Genomic DNA, 16,042 nt, shown 5'->3' on the forward strand with positions numbered 1-16,042 from the left:
GTCGAGGATGCCCGCGAGGCCGGGCCGACGCGAGGGCCGCGTCGGGGGACGGCCGAGAGCGTGGCCGCGCGCGCGACGGTCGGGCCAGGTGGTGCGCCGCGGCGCCCGCCGCCTCGCGCTGGGCCTGCTGCTCGCAGGGACGGGCGCGAAGGTGGTGCTGGTGGGGCTGCGCGCGCTCGACGGGGCGGCGGCGGGGCTAACGACGCCGTGGGCGCTGCCGGCGATGCTTTTGAGGAGGTGTGGGCGGCCCTGGGCGCGCTGGCGATCGCGGCGGTGCTGGCTCGCGTGCGCGCGCTGAGGTCGGCGTGGGCGCTCCACGAAGTGGCGGGCTGAGCATCGCCGTCAACGTGCCGATCGCGCCGCTGACGTGGGCGTTGGTCGAGGCGACCGGCGGGGCGCCGTGGGACTGGAGTCGCCTACGTGACTGCCGGCAACGCGGCGGTGCGTGCGGTTGTTCGAGCTGCCGGCGAACCGGGGCGAGACGCGAGACCTGGCGGCAGGGCAGCCGGAGCGGCGCAGGCGTGCCTGCGCGACCTGACCGCCTGGGCGGCGAACAGCCGCGCGGCGCTGCGCCGGAGGACTGACGAGAGGGCGACGCGTAATCGGGGTTCGGTGCAAAGATCAATATGTCTCGAAGGACATGTCATGATGGTCATGCAAGATGGCGGCGATGACGGAACCGACGTCGAGGTGCCGGTCGGCACGACGGGTCAGAACACGAACAGACCGGCGAAGAAGCCCAGCTGCGTGGTAATTCTGCCTTCAAGGACGCCGATGACGCGCGCCTGGCCCCCGAGGATGCCCTTGACTCGGGTGCCTCGCTTCACGCCGAGGACGACGCCCAGGCGAGCGTCTGCCTCGAGGGCGATCGGCGTCGTGCGCCAGAGGAGGAGGCCGCCGCCGAAGTTGTAGAACAGACGATCGTGCGGGCCGCCGTATCCGAGCGCCGCGAAGTGGTGGCGATGGTACGCGAGCCCGTACTCGCCGCCCCAGCTGTGGAACGCAGTGAAGAAGTCGGCGCCGCCGACGCTGGCGCTCAACTCGTATCCGAGCGCAGTATTCCAGGCGAGACCGCGGGGGTCGAGGCGCGGGCGCAGCGAGCCTCCGAGGAACAGCGAGACTTCGCCGGACGGGACCCTCGCGCCGCTCAACACGCTCCAGTCGAGGCCATAGAGATTCGCGAACACGAGCCGGCGCGTCCGCTCCGGCGTCGTCTGCTCCGCGGGGCAGGATGGCGGCGCGGCGCCAGCCTGGGCCTGTCCCGAGACCATGGCCGAGAATGCGAGTACGAGGGGCATGAGCGAAGACACCATTCAGAGCACCGCGAGCGTCACGTTCACGTCGTGCCCCTCGTCCGACCATCCATTGACGCGAATATAGTACCGACCGCGCTTGAGGTCGAGGTGCAGCACTTCGCCGTCCTCTGCGAGCACGTCCGCGTCATCCCAGGGGCACCCGAAGCAGGGGCCCAGGCGAGCCCACTCCTGCCCGGAAGTGAAGAGCCCGAACACGTACCTGCCGTCCTGGGGCACCTCCACGGTGACCACCCGCGCGCTCGGCCAGGCCCCTCGCGGCCCGATCCCCCCGATGACACCCGGCGCGTCGCACTCGGTGCTCGCGGCCAGGGTCCACTCCCAGGGCTTCGACCACGGGTGCAAGGGCGCAGAACACTCGAGAGCCTGAAGGGCAAAGTCGTCCGCAGCGCACGGCGGCGAGCCCTGCATGAATTCCGCGACCTCCTCGTGCAGGTCGGCGGCAAAAGCCGCGCGAAAACTGGCCGCGATCCGGTCGGTCGTGAAGGGCCAGGACAGGGAGCGGTAAAACTCGCGGAAGCGTGCGGGCCCGTGACGGGTCAAGAGGTACATCACGAAGAGCCCCGCGGCCGCATAGTTTACCGAGGCGGAGCCTCGTGCCGAGAGGGTCGAGAGAGGATTGAAATCGGGAGAGATCGATCCTGTCACATAGCGGGAGCCGGTATTGGTGAGCGGAAACCAGTCCATGGCCACCGCGATGCCTTCTTTGAAGAAGGGCGCCGAGCTGTGTCCTCCGACCACGAGGTGCACCAATTCATGCGGAAGGATCGGATCGAGGCTCCAGGCGTAATGCGTACTGACAGCGTATCCTTCGCGGATCTCGCCCTCGTCCGTCGCGTCCGTGGCGATGATGTCTTCGGGCGCCAGCCAGGCATAACGCAGCGGTTCAGGTGCGGTCGCAAGCAAGTGATCTTCGAGGAACGGGATGAGCCGGTCGAGGTACTCGACGTTTCCTGCGCACGGATGAAGTGATGCGCTGTGCTCGTAGAGAATGCGGTCGCCCTGGATCTGCTCGAGCTCGGGCAGGCATCCAGCGCTGAACAGGAGGGTGGACAACCAGAATCGCGTTCGTGCCCACATGGCGCGAATGTTAGCACGACGGGCTTCGCGTCGGGGTACACGCAACGAGCTCGGCCGCCGCGCAAGGCTCCCGAGCGAGCCCGTGCGCGGTGCGTGCAGTGCGAACCGCTATTGCCGGGTGTGGGCGACGCCTCGCAGCTCGAGGGTCAGCGGCGGGGTGACGGCGGTCCAGGTGAGGCCGTCGGGGCTGTAGGTGATGTTGCCGCCGACGCCGACGGCGACGTGGCGCTGGCTATCGCTGGCGACGTCGTTCAGGTTGGTCATGAACGGGGAGGGCCGCGCGATCCAGGTGATGGCGTCGGCGGAGGCGAGGATCTGGCCGCCGCCGCCGACGGCGATCCAGCCGCCGGGGCCGTACGTCATGCCGCGGGGGTCGGCGGCGAGGTTGAACAGCGGGGTGTAATTCCAGGTCAGGCCGTCGCCCGAATAGGCGCTCTTGATCGGGCCGAGCATGGCGAAGTTGGGGGCGCCGTGGCCGAGGGCGCTGTAGCGATCGCCGGTGGGGCTGCCGTCGACGCGCTGGACCCAGCCGACGCCGTCCTGCCAGTTGAAGGCGCCGAAGTTCATGACGTCGGCCTGGTAGTTGCCGATGGCGACCAGAGTGACGCCGTCGCCGGCGAGGTCGACGAGCATGTGCTTGGGCATCGGCAGGTCGGGCCGGGTCCAGGTGATGCCGTCCTCCGATTCGAGGGTCTCGGCGCCGGCGCTGTAATCGCCGCCGACGGCGATAAAGCGCGTACCGTGCCAGCGCACCGCGTAGAGGTCGCGCGACGAGGGGCTCGAGGAGGCGCTCCATTCGCTGCCGTCCTCGGAGTGGAGGATCTTGCCGGCCTGGCCGACGGCGACGTACATCTCGCCGCCGTAGGCGACGTCGTTGAGCGCGGTGGTGATGCCGGACGTGGAGATGACCCAGTCGGCGCCGTTGGTCGAGCGCACGATGGCGCCGCCGTCGCCCACGGCGATGAAGAGGTCCTGGCCCGCTTGCGTGCCGGTGTCGCTGTCGCTGTCGGTCTCGCCCGCGGGCGGGAAGAAGATGCAGCCGGAGACGGCGAGGACCAACGACGCGACGACGACACGGAGCATGGCCCGGCAAAGCTAGCCGCGCGGGCTGCGAGTGTCGAGGCGCGGCTCGGCGCGCGGGTCGCCGCCCGCTCGCGCAATGCTGCGAGCGTGCATCGCCGCGATGTGAGGCGAGGGGTCGATGCGGCCGGGAATAAGGGCGGAGGGACGCCGGTGGGCGCGGCCGCACGAGCGACGGCGAATTCCCGATCCGCGACAGCCTACGAGCGGCGACGGGGGGCGGGGAGGTTGTCCGGTCGGGCCGCTCCGAGGTCGAGGCGCAGCGCTTCGCTCGCGCTCCGCCCGAGGTTGCGACGCGAGGCGCTCACGCTCCGCCCGGGGCGGCGGCTCGCGGCGCATCGGCCTCGCTCCGTCGCGGCGGCTCGCGGCGCGACGCCTGGTCCTAGCCGGTGGCCTGGGGGAGGCGGCGGGGGCGGCGGTAGGGGGTGTTTTCCAGCGGGTTCTCGCCGACCAGAGAGGGGCCGAGGAGGTGCTCCATCAGGTTGAGCAGCTCGATGCGCTCCTCGTCGGTGCCGCGGGCGCGGGCGAGGTCGTAGATGAAGGCCGGGACGGTCAGCGCCATGAACATGGCGACGAGGCCCAGCTTGGCGCCGGTGATGCCCGTGAGGCCGAGCCAGGCCAGGCTGGTGGCCCACATGATCCAGAAGCTGGCCTGGCGGGCGAACGGGCCGCGCGTGAAGCGGAGCTGCACGGCTGTCCCTTGGGGCATGGGGACGAGCTCGGCGTCGAGGGTCATGCGCCGCATGACGGCGGGCCCGGTGTCGACGGCCCCGGCGGTGAGGTTCTGGCAGACGCGGAAGTTGCGCGGGCCGAGCTCGGCGAGGAACCGGCGGCGGGTGCGGCTGCGGGCTGGATAGCCCTCGACGACCTGGATGTCGGCGTCGCCGCGGAGCCGCGCCAGGACCTCGGCGGGCGCGAGGTCGACGCGATAGGTGAGCGCTTCGGGCAGGGCGCGCAGGGGCACTTGCGCGGGAGTATTGGCGATTTCTCCGGCGCTCGCCACCCGCCCGGCGCCGGCGCGCGGACAGCGGGCGTGCGGCCGCGTGCGCGGACGGCTCAGGTGCGCGCGACCCGGGCGTTGCGGCGCGGGCCGGCGGAGGCGGCCGGGGCGCGCTTCCACGGCCACCACGACTTGCGCGGGGGCTCGGCGGAGCGCTGGCGGCGGTCGGTCCGCGCGGGGCGCTCGGGGGCGGGGGCGCGGCTGCGCTGGTCGCTGATCCGCCACGGGCGCGGACGGCGGGAGATCGAGAGCAAGACCCCGGTGGCGCCCATGCTGACCAGCAGCGAGGAGCCGCCGTACGACAGGAAGGGCAGGGTGATGCCCTTGGCCGGGATCACATCGAGGACCACCGAGATGTTGATCAAGGCCTGGAAGCCGAACAGGGCCGACAGCGCGACGGCGAGGTAGGTGCCGAAGCGATCCGGTGCGCCGCGCGCGGCCACGAGCCCGCGCCAGACCAGCAGGCAGAACAGGCCGATGACCGTCCACACGCCGACCAGGCCGAGCTCCTCGGCGATGCTGGCGAGGATGAAGTCGGTGTGGTTCTCGGGCAAAAACCCGAGCTTCTGCCGGCCGGCGCCGAGGCCGAGGCCCCACGTGCCGCCCGAGCCGACGGCGATCAGCGATTGCTGGATCTGGTACGACTGCTCGCCCGAGAGGAAGTCGAGCAGGCGGCCCTTGCGGAAGCCGACGCCGACGATCTGCGACCAGGCGAGCGGCGCGGCCAGCATCATGGCGGCGACGACGTAGGTGATCCGCGTGCCGGCGACGAACAACGCGGTCAGCGTCACTGCGCCGAGGAGGATGGTGGTGCCGAGGTCCTTCTCGAGCAGGACCAGGACCATGGTCAGCGAGGCGACCAGCAGCGGCGGGAGGAAGCCGGCCTTGAAGCGGCGCACGCGCTCGCCCTGGCGCGCGAGCATGGCCGAGAGGAACATCGCCAGGAACACCTTGGCCAGCTCGCTCGGCTGGATGTTGATGCCGGGCGCGCGGATCCACCGGCGGGCGCCGTTGACCTCGTCGCCGACGGCGAGCACGGCGAGCAGGCCGAGCAGGCCGATGCCCATCAGGTGCGGGGCGAAGCGGCGGAAGATCCGGTAGTCGAGCCGCGACGTGAGCACCATGACGCCGGTGCCGAGCGCGAACAGCACGCTCTGGCGGCCGAGGAAGTACTCCCAGTCGTGGTAGCGCACCCGCGCGGTGTAGACGCTGGCGCTGTAGACCATGACGAGGCCGAGGCAGGCCAGCGACATGGCGGCGAAGAACAGCCACGGGTCCATCGCCCGCCGCTCCTCGCCGCCGTCGGCCGCGACGAGCGACGGCGAGCCGTCCGCGGGCTCGGCGACAAGGTCGCCTCCCGGGTCCGGGGCCGCGGTCTCGTTCGGGGTCACGCCCAGGCCCTCGCACATGTGCGCGCGCGAGGCGAGTTTTCGGCGCAAACCGGGGGGGGCGCAGGTGCGCAGCGCCAGGTTGACATCCTGGCGTGTCAACTTGACCTCCGCGCGTGCCCAAATGGCGCCGGCGCGGCCCTGGAGGGGCTTTTTGACGATGAACACGGGGCCTTGCGCGAGCCGGGGGGGTCGCGTCATCCTCACGAGGTCCATGCAGCTCCCGCGTCGTCCGCTCCACGGCCTGTGCGTCGTGCTCGCAGTCTCGCTGATCGCGCCGCCCGTGGCCGCCAAGCCGGCGAAGAAGCAAGACGCGCCGGTCGGCACCGCGAGCACGAGCCGCCCGATCGACCCCGACATGCCCGACGCCGGCGACGAGGCGATCCCCGACGCGCCGCTCGAAGAGGGCCAGGTCGCGCCCGGGGCCCGGGCCACCTCCGGATCTGGCCCGAAGAACAGCTCGGGCATCACGATGTCGCGCAAGCCCAACGTCGGCAGCGACACCCTGGCCCTCCAGTTCGACGCCGAGGCGTCGGCCCGCTTCGACGAGGGCAACTACCGCGAGGCCGCCCGCATGTGGGTCAAGGCGCTCGACGCCCTGTCCGAGAACGAGTCCAACCACTCGGTCCGCTCGGCCATGCTGCTCAACGCGGTCACCGCCTACGAGCAGCTGTACGTCGAGTCCGGCGAGGTCGAGATGCTCAAGCGCGGGCAGCTCATCATCTCGGACTACCTCCGCTCCTGCAAGAAGCGCTACGGCTCCGCCTGCGACCGCTACCAGGAGACCATCGACGCGCGCAAGCGCCTCGAAGAGGTGATGAAGCGGATCGAGGAGGCCCAGCCGAAGATCAAGAAGATCCCGCCCGAGATCGACACGGCCCCCGGCGGCCGCCCGTACAACCGCGCGATCGTCCAACCCTCGGCCCCGGCCTGGATCGGCGCCTCGTTCGCGGTCGGCGTGGCGATGATCGGCGGCGGCGTGGCCCTGGCCTACTGGTCCCGCACCAACCCGAAGTTCAAGGAGTCCGAGGAGGTGCCGGTCGTCAGCGAGTCGCAGCGGATCCGCTTCCGCGAGGAGGGCGATACGGGTGACACGGGCGATACGGGCGACACCGGCGACACCGGCGACAGCGGGACCGGCGGCGCGACGATCGGCGGGACGCAGATCGAGCTGGCCCCCAAGGTCCGCGGCGACCTGGCCCTGGCCGCCGGCGTCTTCCTCGCCACCGCCGGCCTCGGCCTCATCATCATGGGCTCGGTCAAGCTGGCCAAGCACCGCAGGATCAACCGCGAGCGCGCGTCGAGGCTGTCGCTGTTCCCGACGCTGAACTACGGCGGCGGCGGGCTCGGCCTCAGCGGCAAGTTCTGAGGCGGTCTTCGCGGGGCGAGGGGCTGTCCTCCCGGACAGGTGCGAAGGGGCATGTCCTCGCGGGCAGACGAGTTGGCTGTCCTTCGGGACAGGTGCGAAGGAGCATGTCTTCACGGGCAGGCGCGGGGCGCGGCCTGGCAGACGTGTGCTCTCGGACGGGTGTGAACGGTCCGTCGCGGCGGGGCTCGCCGGCGTGTTCTTTCAGACATGAACGAGGGCCGTCCGGGCGGCGGGGCCGTGCTCGGCACGTGCTCTCCAGAGCCGTGCGAGGGCCGTGAGGTGTCGCGGCCGCCTGCCTGGCTCGATGCGGCCAAGCCCCGGCAGAGGCCGCCGGGCGGGCTTCCGCGCGGCGCGGCCCGGTGCTAGCTTCGCGGGCGATGGAACTGCGGACGATCAGCGAGAGCCGCTGCTTCGGCGGCGTACAGGGGACCTACAGCCACGCGTCGGCGACGACCGGGACGGAGATGCGCCTGTCGGTGTTCGTGCCCGAACAGGGCCGCTCGCGCGCGCTGCCGGCGGTCATCTACCTGTCCGGGCTGTCCTGCACGGAGGAGAACTTCACGGTCAAGGCCGGCGCCCAGCGCTACGCGGCCGAGCTCGGCCTCATCGTGGTCGCCCCGGATACGAGCCCCCGCGGGCCCAACGTGGCCGACGACCCGGCGTACGACCTCGGCCAGGGGGCAGGCTTCTACGTCGACGCGACCGAGACGCCGTGGGCGCCGCACTTCCGCATGTACTCGTACGTGGCCCAGGAGCTGCCGGCGCTGGTCGCGGCCCACTTCCCGCTGCGCCCCGGGGCGCTCGGGATCATGGGCCACTCGATGGGCGGCCACGGAGCGCTGACCCTCGGGCTCCGCGAGCAGGCGACGTTCGCGTCGGTGTCGGCGCTGGCTCCCATCGCCACGCCGTCGCAGGTGCCGTGGGGGATCAAGGCGTTCTCGGCGTACCTGGGGCCCGAGACGCAGCGCTGGCGCCCGTACGACGCGACGGCCCTGGTCGAAGACGGGCACCGCCGCGCCGATACGATCCGCATCGATCAGGGCGAGGCGGACAAGTTCCTCGGCGAGCAGCTCCGCCCGGAGGTGTTCGCCGAAGCCTGCGCGCGCGCGGGTCAGACGGTCGAGCTGCACCGCCACGCGGGCTACGACCACGGGTACTTCTTCGTGGCGACGCTGATCGGCGAGCACCTGCGCCATCACGCGGAGCTGCTGGCGCGCCGCTGACTTCGCTGCTAGCGCGGGGTCTGTCCGATGGGACAGGCCGCGCGGCAGCGCTCGAAGAGCCCTGGCGACGAGGTGAAGGTGCGGCCTGTCCGAGCATGGGCCGTCATGTGGTTGCGAACGTAGGAATCGGGAGACTCACGAGCGATACCGAGGTCCTCGACCGGCGCAGGTGGCCGGGGGTTCACGGCACAGAGAGCACCACTTCGGACGGTTTATCCGCAGTGACCTGGACCGTCGTGCCGCGGGCCAGCAGTTCATCGCGGTCTGGAAAAGGGCCCGGAGCGATCGGGATGACGGTGAGCTCACCCGCCGGCGCACCCGCAAGGGTGAAGGCTCCAGCGGCGTCGGTGTAGAGATTCCCACCGACAAGCCGGCCGGTGGCGTCCAGGACCCAGACTTTGAAGCCGGGCCGCGGCTGCCCGTCGCCATCCTGCACGCGGCCGTGTAGCGAGGTCCGACCGGCGAAGGTCAACGCCACTTCGGGAACATCGCCCGTGGTAGTGACGCGGGCGGCGCGGCGGGCGGTGCCGAAGCTCTGGCTGCGGGCGCTGAAGGTCCGTGCGCCGACCGGGACGCGGTCAAGACACCAGCGCTCGGTCCCACTGGCGAAGGTCTCGCCGCCGCCAGCGTCGGTGTCGATCGTAAAGTTCTCTGTTACAGGTACATCGGCCTTCACCACGCCGCAAACGCGCCGCGTCGCCGGGAACCGCAGCGTGAGTGGTTCTCCGGGCTTCACTTCTGTCTGCTTCAGCACTGCGCCGTTCCGGGCAGTCACCTGGACGGTGTAGGCCGTGCCTCCCGGGACTTGGACGGTGAAACGGCCGTTCTCGTCGGTGAGCGTTCGCTGGCGCTCGAAGCTCACCATCGGATTGGTCACGGTGACGAGCGCGTCTGGTTCGGCGCTCGCGTCGTCATTCTCGACCCGACCGGTCAGCGGAGCGAAGCCCTCAAGATCGACGACGAAATCGGCTTCCGCATTGTCGCGCTCGCCCAAGTCGACGACGAGGCTCTCCGCGAGTTCGCCGGCACTCGCGCGCTCGCCCAGGCCCTCGGAGCGCTGGACGACTACCTCGTGCGGGATGCGTTCGAGGCCGGAGAGGGTGTAGCGGCCGTCCTCGTCCAGGTGCGCGGTCTTGGCGGCAAAGTTGCCGATCGCTCGAGCCACGACCGTGAGGCCCGGGGGCAACGCGCCAGTACGGGCTCGCACGCGTCCGCTGACCACCCCCCCGCCGGACGCCGGGAACTCAAGTACTACCGGCGGGGGGTCATTCTTCTCAGAAACTTCCAGCTCGAGCTTCGTGCCGTTTGTATGCTGCGGGTGATAGGGCACGAGCGAGGCGACGCCCGGTTGCACAGTCGCCGCAAATTCACCGCGATCGTCGGCGTCGGCGCCAATGTGCCCCCACTCCCCCTTGAGCTCCACATGGGCCCGCGGCACCGGGTCGCCGCGGTGGTCGCGGATCACGCCTCGTAACGTCCGCCCGACCTCGACCTCCCAAACCGCCTCGAGTTTCATCTCCTCACCCAGTACCCACGGCTCCGGCACGCGCTGGATATGACCGGGGCAGCGGATACGCACCTGGTAGACTCCAGGCTCGACGCCGCTGAGGCTCGCAGTACCGTCCGCATCAGTCATCGCTCGTCGCTGGATGTCTCCAGCCACGTCGAGGAACTCGATCTGCGCGGAGGCGCAGGACCCCCCTGAAGGCCGCACCCGCACCTTCGCTGTGAGTGTGCGGCAAGGGCGAGCGGTGATCGTGATGGGTTCGGAGGTCTCGCCGAGGCCGAGCGCGACGATCGGCTCGGCGCTGCCGCACCACCCATCGCTACGGACGTAAGGCTTGTAGCGACCGGGATCGAGCCCGCGAAGTTCGAAGCTGCCGTCCGTTGCAGTCTCGGCGTCGGGGATCCCTTCCTCGTGCAGATGCAGCGCCAGCCCTGCCAGGGGCGCCCCCGTATCGCTCCTGACGACGCGCCCACGCAGCACGGACTCGGGCGAGAGCCACAGCGTCAGCGGTGTCTGTGGCGGAAGGGCGTAGTTCGAGTCGACGGTGTAGCCGTTGGCGAACGCAGAAACGAGGACGGACGACTGCGGCGGCGCCCAGAGCTTGAAATTGCCGTCCTCGTCAGTAAGCGCGCGACCGCCAAGGTCGTCGATCACCAAGGCGCCGCTGATCGTGCCGCCGGCGACGTCGCGCACAACCCCACGTACTGGCACCCCACGGACCTGCAACGTGAAGTCGAGCCCCTCGCGTACCTCCCCAAGCCGCAGCGAGATCCAAGGTTGCGTCGGCGTCTCGCGGTGCTGGACAACCAAGTAGCCCTCGGCCCCGGCGGACACCCGGTAGCGTCCCGGCATGAGGCCATCAACGCGGTACTTGCCATCCTCCGAGGCAGCAACACAGCGCTCGAACAGCTTGAACAGTGACACCCGTCCCCAGCTCTTGCGATCCTGTATCAACTCGGCGGGCTGGACGCACACCTGAGCCGGCGGCAACGCGCCGGCCCCGACCGCCACGCGTCCGCTGATCGCCGCCGCCTGGAACAGTTCGGTGGCCCCACTGTCTGGCGGGGCCGCCGTGCCAGGCTGGACGCGTGCCTCACTCACCGTGTCCGGCGTCGTGCCGTCCGGCACGCCCTCCCGCTGGCCCCAGACCCAGTACGAGAGAGCGAACAGAACGAGCGCCCCGACGAATACTCCGAGCTGCTTACGCACAGGTCACGGCCCTGAACAGGTACCGTTGATACACGCATCTTCGTCGTTTGTACCGTGGCACGTGAAATTGCCGCCGGCCGCAATGCACGCGGCGATCAACTCGTCGCAAGTCTTCACGTCGGTGCAGCGCTCCCACGCCCAGGCAGTTTGAGGTGCAGCAAATCCAGCCGCAATTCCGGTTATGGCAGCGAAGACGAGAAGGGACCTCTTGAATCTGAACATGGCTCATGTTCCTTCGGCCTGCCGGCGCCGGCAAAACGGTTATGCCGGACATTACGACAGGGGCTGCCCTTACCGATCACCCACTTGCACACGACGTGAGAAGGTTCGCCAGCGGCCGCGGTGAGGAAGTTGCCGAAAACCTGCACATGCGAGCAACGTCACGGGGCGATACTGCCCTGCAAGGCGTCGGCGCTGACGATCGCCCCAGCGCATTCGCAGCGAGCTCGACGCGGTTCGGTATGCAGCACGGCGGGCAGTGCGAGCTGTTCGCGCCGTCGAGCTTCAAGCGGCGACGCAGGCGCGGCCATTCCACGAGCAACGCACGCTCTTCCACGGCGGCGGCTTCGGCGAAGGTGGCAGCGTCGAGCTCGACGGCGGGCCCGCCTCGGCCGGACACCTTGATGCTCCCGGCCGCGTCTGCTCGAACAGGACATGGGCGGCGTCGGTGCCGAGGATCCAAAGCCCCGGCCGGACCTCATCCAAGGTGGCCTTTTTCTTCCGCGTCGCGCCCCTGCGCTCGCGACGGGCGGGCTTCGGCGGGGCAGAGGCGGGCGGGTAGGGCGGCTCGTCGCGGGGGGCCGTCTCGAAGCGGCGATCCTTCCTCCACATCTGAACGCGAGCGCGCAACGATCCTCAGCCATGCCTGTCTCATCGGACAGGACACACCTTCACCTCACCGCGAGGGACGGCTAGTGGTTCAGGCGCGAGCGGGTCCCGGAGCTCGGCTTGGCCGACTGTCACCGCCATAAGAGAGCTCCCGGAGGACGGGGGCCGGGGCGCCCTGGCACCGAGTTTGCGCAGGACGAGGCAACTGCAGTCTCGAAGCGCGCCAGCCGTCACGAAGTCCGAGCAACTGTCTGAGGGGACAGGGCGCCCCGGACACCGGCCCCGCGACCCTCGCCGCGCATCCATCCGGGACCCGCTCGCGCCGTGCGACGCTCGTCGCGCATTGATTGGGTGCGACGCTCGTCGCGTATCGAGCGGGTGCGAGGCTCGTCGTGCATCGAGCGGGTGCGAGGCTCGTCGTGCATCGAGCGGGTGCGACGCTCGTCGTGAATCGATGGGGTGCGACGCTCCTCGTGCATCGATGGGGTGCGACGCTCGTCGCGTATCGATGGGGGCCTGCTCGCGGCGTGTGGCTCACCGGCGCCGCGAGCATCTGTCCCATCGGACAGGTCTCAGGACAGGCACGCGCGCTCGGGTCAGACCGGGCAGCCGGGCTCGCCCATGTCGCAGCAGAGGCAGACGGACGTGCCCATGTCGTCGCCGCAGAAGCCGTGGTCGTAGAGGTTCATCATGGCGTCGCCGACCTCGGTGCACTGGACGAAGCAGTCGAACGCGGACAGCTTGCCGTAGATGCAGGTGTTGAGGTTGGTGTCGTCGGCGCAGGTGGCGGGGTCGGTGTTCTCGCAGGCGGTGCCGGGGCCCTCGCCGCAGAAGAATTCGACCGACTTGCCGTTGTCGATGCAGCCGTAGGCGAAGTCGTAGCCGTCGAAGGTGCAGCTGTCCTTGGCCAGGTTGGGCTCGAGGATCCAGTTGCCGTTGTCGCAGCGGTAGACCTCGCTGCCTTCGGGGCCGCAGGCCTCGGTCATCGTGCACCAGAACTGGCCGTTCTGGCAGCGCTCGTCCGGCGGCGGCTGGGGCCCCGTGCACTCCTCGCCGCCGGTGGTGGTGCTCGTGCCCTCGGAGGTCTCGGCGGTGGTGCTCGTGCTCTCGGTGGTCTCGGCCGTGGTCGAGGTGGTGGCCGGGATCGTGGTCGCGTCGCTGGTGGTGGGGCCGGTGGTGGTGGTGCTCGGCTCGGTGGTGGTCGGCTCGAGGGTGGTGGTGCCGACGCTCGAGACCGTGGTGGTGTCCTGGACGGGACAGCAGGACAGGTCGTTGGGGTCGTCGGTGCAGTACTCGAAGCCGTCGTTGCAGTAGCAGGTCTCGCCGTCGAGGTACGAGTTCGGGTCGTCGCACACGAACTCGCCGGTGTCGGAGTCGGAGGTGATCGTGGTGTTGCCGCCGGTGATGATGCAGGCCGGCGAGAGCGCCAGAAGGGCCAGGAGCGCGATTTTGCGAGGTAAGCGAGCCATGGCGAAATAAATGACACAACCAGCCGCGCGCGTCAGGGCAATTTATCGCCCGTGTCGCACAGGAAGCGGAAGCTGTAGCCGCCCGGCTGCGGCAGGGCCTTGTAGCTCTTCACGCTGCCGTCCTGGTTCCACTGGTAGAGCATCGAGCAACCGGAGCAAGCGCCGATCACGTCGGGCTCGCCGACGCCGACGGCGACGTCGCTGACGTACCAGGCCGCGTCGTCGCCGGCGCGCCACTCGGGGCAGTCGAGCTGGTTGAGCGGCGCGTCGGTGCAGCTCTCGCCCGGCGTGGTCGGATAGATCCCCAGGACCTGCAGGTACTCGGCGCCGCTCCACACCGTGCCGCCGCCGACCGGCTCGAGGTTGTCGCCGGTGGCGACCTGATAGGCGACGTCGAGGTGCGCCGGGCTGCGCGGGACGAGCAGCTGCATGCCCCAGTCGGCGCAGGCCGCCTCGGCGGCGCTGGCGGTGGCGGGGCTGGGGTTCATGTCGCCGGCGATGTCGACCTTGAGGAAGGTGTAGCCGCCGCCGTCGCTGCTGGCCTCGAGCGCGCACCAGACGTCGATCGGGCTCATGACGCCGTCGCGGCGGATGGTGTAGACGCCGCTGGCGGCGTCGGGGACGGCCGCGAGCCACTCGAGGCAGCTGTGGGCGTACTTGCAGGTGGGCAGGCAGTCGGGGCCGTCCTCGCAGTCCTCGAGCTCGGGGTCGACCTGGCCGTCGCCGCAGCCCGGGGCGGCGGCGCTGCAGTCGACGGCGCAGCTGCCGTAGCTGCCGTCGTTGACGCCGTCGTCGCAGACCTCGCCGGCCTTGAGCAGGCCGTCGCCGCACACGCCGAGGCGACAGCCGAGGGTGCAGTCGCCGTCGTCGGCGTTGTCGGGGCCGGCGTCGCACTCCTCGGCGGCCGGGTTGACGAGGCCGTCGCCGCAGGTGGCGTTGCGGCAGCTGGCAGTGCAGTCGGCGTCGTCGGCGTTGGCGGGCCCGAGGTCGCACTGCTCGTCGGCGTCGACGAAGCCGTCGCCGCACACGGGATCGGCGGTGGTGACGGGCGGGGCCTCGGTCGGGTCGCTGGCGCTCTGGCCGGGGACGCCGGTGGTGTCGGTGGGGTCGGTGTCGCCGGTGACGGTGCCGCTGCTCTCGGCGGCGTCGTACGGGTCGAGGCAGGCCGGCAGGGCGAGCGTTGCCGACAGCGAGAGCGAGAGACGCGACGCGGTGCGCATGGGCAGGACCGATTTGTCCACGAAGTGCCGGCGGCGACAAGGGCGAAGCGGCGCCGCGGCGGCCTCCGTTTCGCGGGGCGCGCCCGCGCGGGGCGTGAGGTCGCGGCCATGCCGGTGTGGTGAGCGAGCGATCGAGGCCGACGCTGGAGCCGCTGGCGTGGACAGGACCGGCGCGCAGCCGAGGGGGCCGGGGCGCGTGCCTCGTCTGCACGGCTCACGATCTCCACAGCTCGCCGAGGCCATCCTGTCCGTCAGGGCTGCCGTCCTCCACGCTGCCTACGAAGCCCATCCCCGAGCGCTTCGTCCGCGGGCACCCGTGCCGGCCTCGCCCCGCGGTCGACATCGACCCTTCGCGCCGCCCCGATCGCGGTCCTCGCGAGCACGACGTCATGTCCTTGCGGACAGGTGCATCACGACCGATCCGTCGCCGAGCTGCCAGGACTGCGAGATCTCACGCTCACTCATTCAGGCCAGCGCCTTGTCTCAAAGTTATGGACAGGCCGCCGCCGGCGGTGCAGCCGCGCTGCCGTTGCTCGCGCTCGCATCGCACCTCCGTGCTCGTCATGCACGGCGAGACCGTGGCGGAACCCGCGGGCCGCCTGCCGGCGTGCGACAGACCGCTGCTACGTGAAAACGACCTGGACGGCAGTGAGCAGGAACTCGAACAGTTGGTCGTCGCCGCTGAACGGGTACTCCACGTCGGCGATCGTCACGGTGCCCGAGAAGGTGGCGCTGCGGGTCGAATCGAACTCGAGGACGTTGACCAGCACTCCGTCCAGGTTGTCGTGCGTGGTGATCTTGTCTTCGGCGACCTCTCCGACTCCCTGCCATGTGACGGCGAACGCGACCTCCACGGGCTCCGGCTCGGCCCCGTTGTCGAACGATTTTTTCGTGGCGAACGTGAACGAGGCCGCTCCTCCGGCCAGGCTCACGGCGAGCTCCTCCGGCGGAATCTCCCCGCTCACGAATCCACTATTGATCGTGGTGCCTTCGCAAGTGTTTCTCACGAACACCCGCGCGGTGAACGATGCGGAGTCGGCCGCGTCGCTGCCGGGCAGCTCGTCGGCTTCCTGAACGGAGATGTCGAAGACCCGCCGCTCGCAGCTGTCTTCGCTGAACGTAAAGGCTCTGGCGAGGCTGACATGGGTCCTGAAGAGTTGCTGTTGGGGCTTCGCCGAGGCGCTCGCCGTGATCAGGAGCGCGCAGCCTGCCGCAACCATCCATGAGTTCTTCATCGAGCCTCCGGTCCGCCAAAGGTAGCACCTGTCCCCGCAAGACCCGTGAGCCGCTGCCCGATGTTCGTGTCTCGCGTCACGTCGGCGTGCCCACGGCCGGCCGCGACCTGTCCTCGACGAC

11 protein-coding genes are annotated in these 16,042 nt (G+C 70.2%); 2 read left to right on the forward strand and 9 right to left on the reverse strand.

The features are described from left to right. Positions 1-710 precede the first annotated feature (710 nt). From O0S08_RS18190 to ftsW, 5 genes are all read right to left on the reverse strand, one after another. On the reverse strand, positions 711-1,298 hold the full coding sequence (locus O0S08_RS18190) for a hypothetical protein (RefSeq protein WP_269040439.1): 588 nt from the start codon (positions 1,296-1,298) through the stop codon (positions 711-713). A gap of 15 nt (positions 1,299-1,313) precedes the next feature. Continuing rightward, positions 1,314-2,393: a hypothetical protein gene (locus tag O0S08_RS18195; RefSeq protein WP_269040440.1), complete on the reverse strand. Its 1,080-nt coding sequence runs from the start codon at positions 2,391-2,393 to the stop codon at positions 1,314-1,316. 108 nt (positions 2,394-2,501) lie between these two features. After that, complete coding sequence (locus O0S08_RS18200) at positions 2,502-3,476, reverse strand: beta propeller repeat protein (RefSeq protein WP_269040441.1); 975 nt, start codon at positions 3,474-3,476, stop codon at positions 2,502-2,504. Positions 3,477-3,855: 379 nt separating this feature from the next. After that, positions 3,856-4,437 carry a hypothetical protein gene (locus O0S08_RS18205; RefSeq protein WP_269040442.1) on the reverse strand — a complete coding sequence of 194 codons (582 nt, stop codon included), beginning with the start codon at positions 4,435-4,437 and terminating at the stop codon, positions 3,856-3,858. 92 nt (positions 4,438-4,529) lie between these two features. Beyond that, positions 4,530-5,864: a putative lipid II flippase FtsW gene (gene ftsW / locus O0S08_RS18210; protein ID WP_269040443.1), complete on the reverse strand. Its 1,335-nt coding sequence runs from the start codon at positions 5,862-5,864 to the stop codon at positions 4,530-4,532. A 211-nt stretch (positions 5,865-6,075) separates the two neighbouring features. Here ftsW and O0S08_RS18215 point away from each other — a divergent pair, with 211 nt between their 5' ends. Next, positions 6,076-7,230, forward strand: a complete 1,155-nt coding sequence (locus tag O0S08_RS18215) for a hypothetical protein (protein ID WP_269040444.1) — start codon at positions 6,076-6,078, stop codon at positions 7,228-7,230. A gap of 377 nt (positions 7,231-7,607) precedes the next feature. Further along, the gene (gene fghA / locus O0S08_RS18220) at positions 7,608-8,453 is read left to right on the forward strand and encodes an S-formylglutathione hydrolase (protein WP_276082606.1); all 846 of its coding nucleotides are present in this window, start codon (positions 7,608-7,610) and stop codon (positions 8,451-8,453) included. 181 nt (positions 8,454-8,634) lie between these two features. On the opposite strand, the gene O0S08_RS18225 is transcribed toward fghA, so the two are convergent. From O0S08_RS18225 to O0S08_RS18240, 4 genes are all read right to left on the reverse strand, one after another. Continuing rightward, positions 8,635-11,169, reverse strand: coding sequence for a carboxypeptidase regulatory-like domain-containing protein (locus tag O0S08_RS18225; protein WP_269040445.1), 2,535 nt, complete (start codon positions 11,167-11,169; stop codon positions 8,635-8,637). A 1,424-nt stretch (positions 11,170-12,593) separates the two neighbouring features. Then, positions 12,594-13,466: a hypothetical protein gene (locus O0S08_RS18230; RefSeq protein WP_269040446.1), complete on the reverse strand. Its 873-nt coding sequence runs from the start codon at positions 13,464-13,466 to the stop codon at positions 12,594-12,596. 32 nt (positions 13,467-13,498) lie between these two features. After that, positions 13,499-14,686: a fibrinogen-like YCDxxxxGGGW domain-containing protein gene (locus tag O0S08_RS18235; RefSeq protein ID WP_269040447.1), complete on the reverse strand. Its 1,188-nt coding sequence runs from the start codon at positions 14,684-14,686 to the stop codon at positions 13,499-13,501. A 623-nt stretch (positions 14,687-15,309) separates the two neighbouring features. Further along, positions 15,310-15,921 carry a hypothetical protein gene (locus tag O0S08_RS18240; RefSeq protein WP_269040448.1) on the reverse strand — a complete coding sequence of 204 codons (612 nt, stop codon included), beginning with the start codon at positions 15,919-15,921 and terminating at the stop codon, positions 15,310-15,312. Between the last annotated feature and the right edge of the window lie 121 nt (positions 15,922-16,042).

Origin of the sequence: Nannocystis punicea, from assembly GCF_026965555.1 — a bacterium.
In the GTDB taxonomy this organism is placed as follows: Bacteria; Myxococcota_A; Polyangia; order Nannocystales; family Nannocystaceae; genus Nannocystis; species Nannocystis punicea.

Bases quoted from the DNA above. Each gene is read 5' to 3' on its own strand.
- O0S08_RS18190 (WP_269040439.1), bottom strand. From the start codon at position 1,298: ATGCCCCTCGTACTCGCATTCTCGGCCATGGTCTCGGGACAGGCCCAG.
- O0S08_RS18195 (WP_269040440.1), bottom strand. From the start codon at position 2,393: ATGTGGGCACGAACGCGATTCTGGTTGTCCACCCTCCTGTTCAGCGCT.
- O0S08_RS18200 (WP_269040441.1), bottom strand. From the start codon at position 3,476: ATGCTCCGTGTCGTCGTCGCGTCGTTGGTCCTCGCCGTCTCCGGCTGC.
- O0S08_RS18215 (WP_269040444.1), top strand. From the start codon at position 6,076: ATGCAGCTCCCGCGTCGTCCGCTCCACGGCCTGTGCGTCGTGCTCGCA.
- fghA (WP_276082606.1), top strand. From the start codon at position 7,608: ATGGAACTGCGGACGATCAGCGAGAGCCGCTGCTTCGGCGGCGTACAG.
- O0S08_RS18230 (WP_269040446.1), bottom strand. From the start codon at position 13,466: ATGGCTCGCTTACCTCGCAAAATCGCGCTCCTGGCCCTTCTGGCGCTC.
- O0S08_RS18235 (WP_269040447.1), bottom strand. From the start codon at position 14,686: ATGCGCACCGCGTCGCGTCTCTCGCTCTCGCTGTCGGCAACGCTCGCC.
- O0S08_RS18240 (WP_269040448.1), bottom strand. From the start codon at position 15,921: ATGAAGAACTCATGGATGGTTGCGGCAGGCTGCGCGCTCCTGATCACG.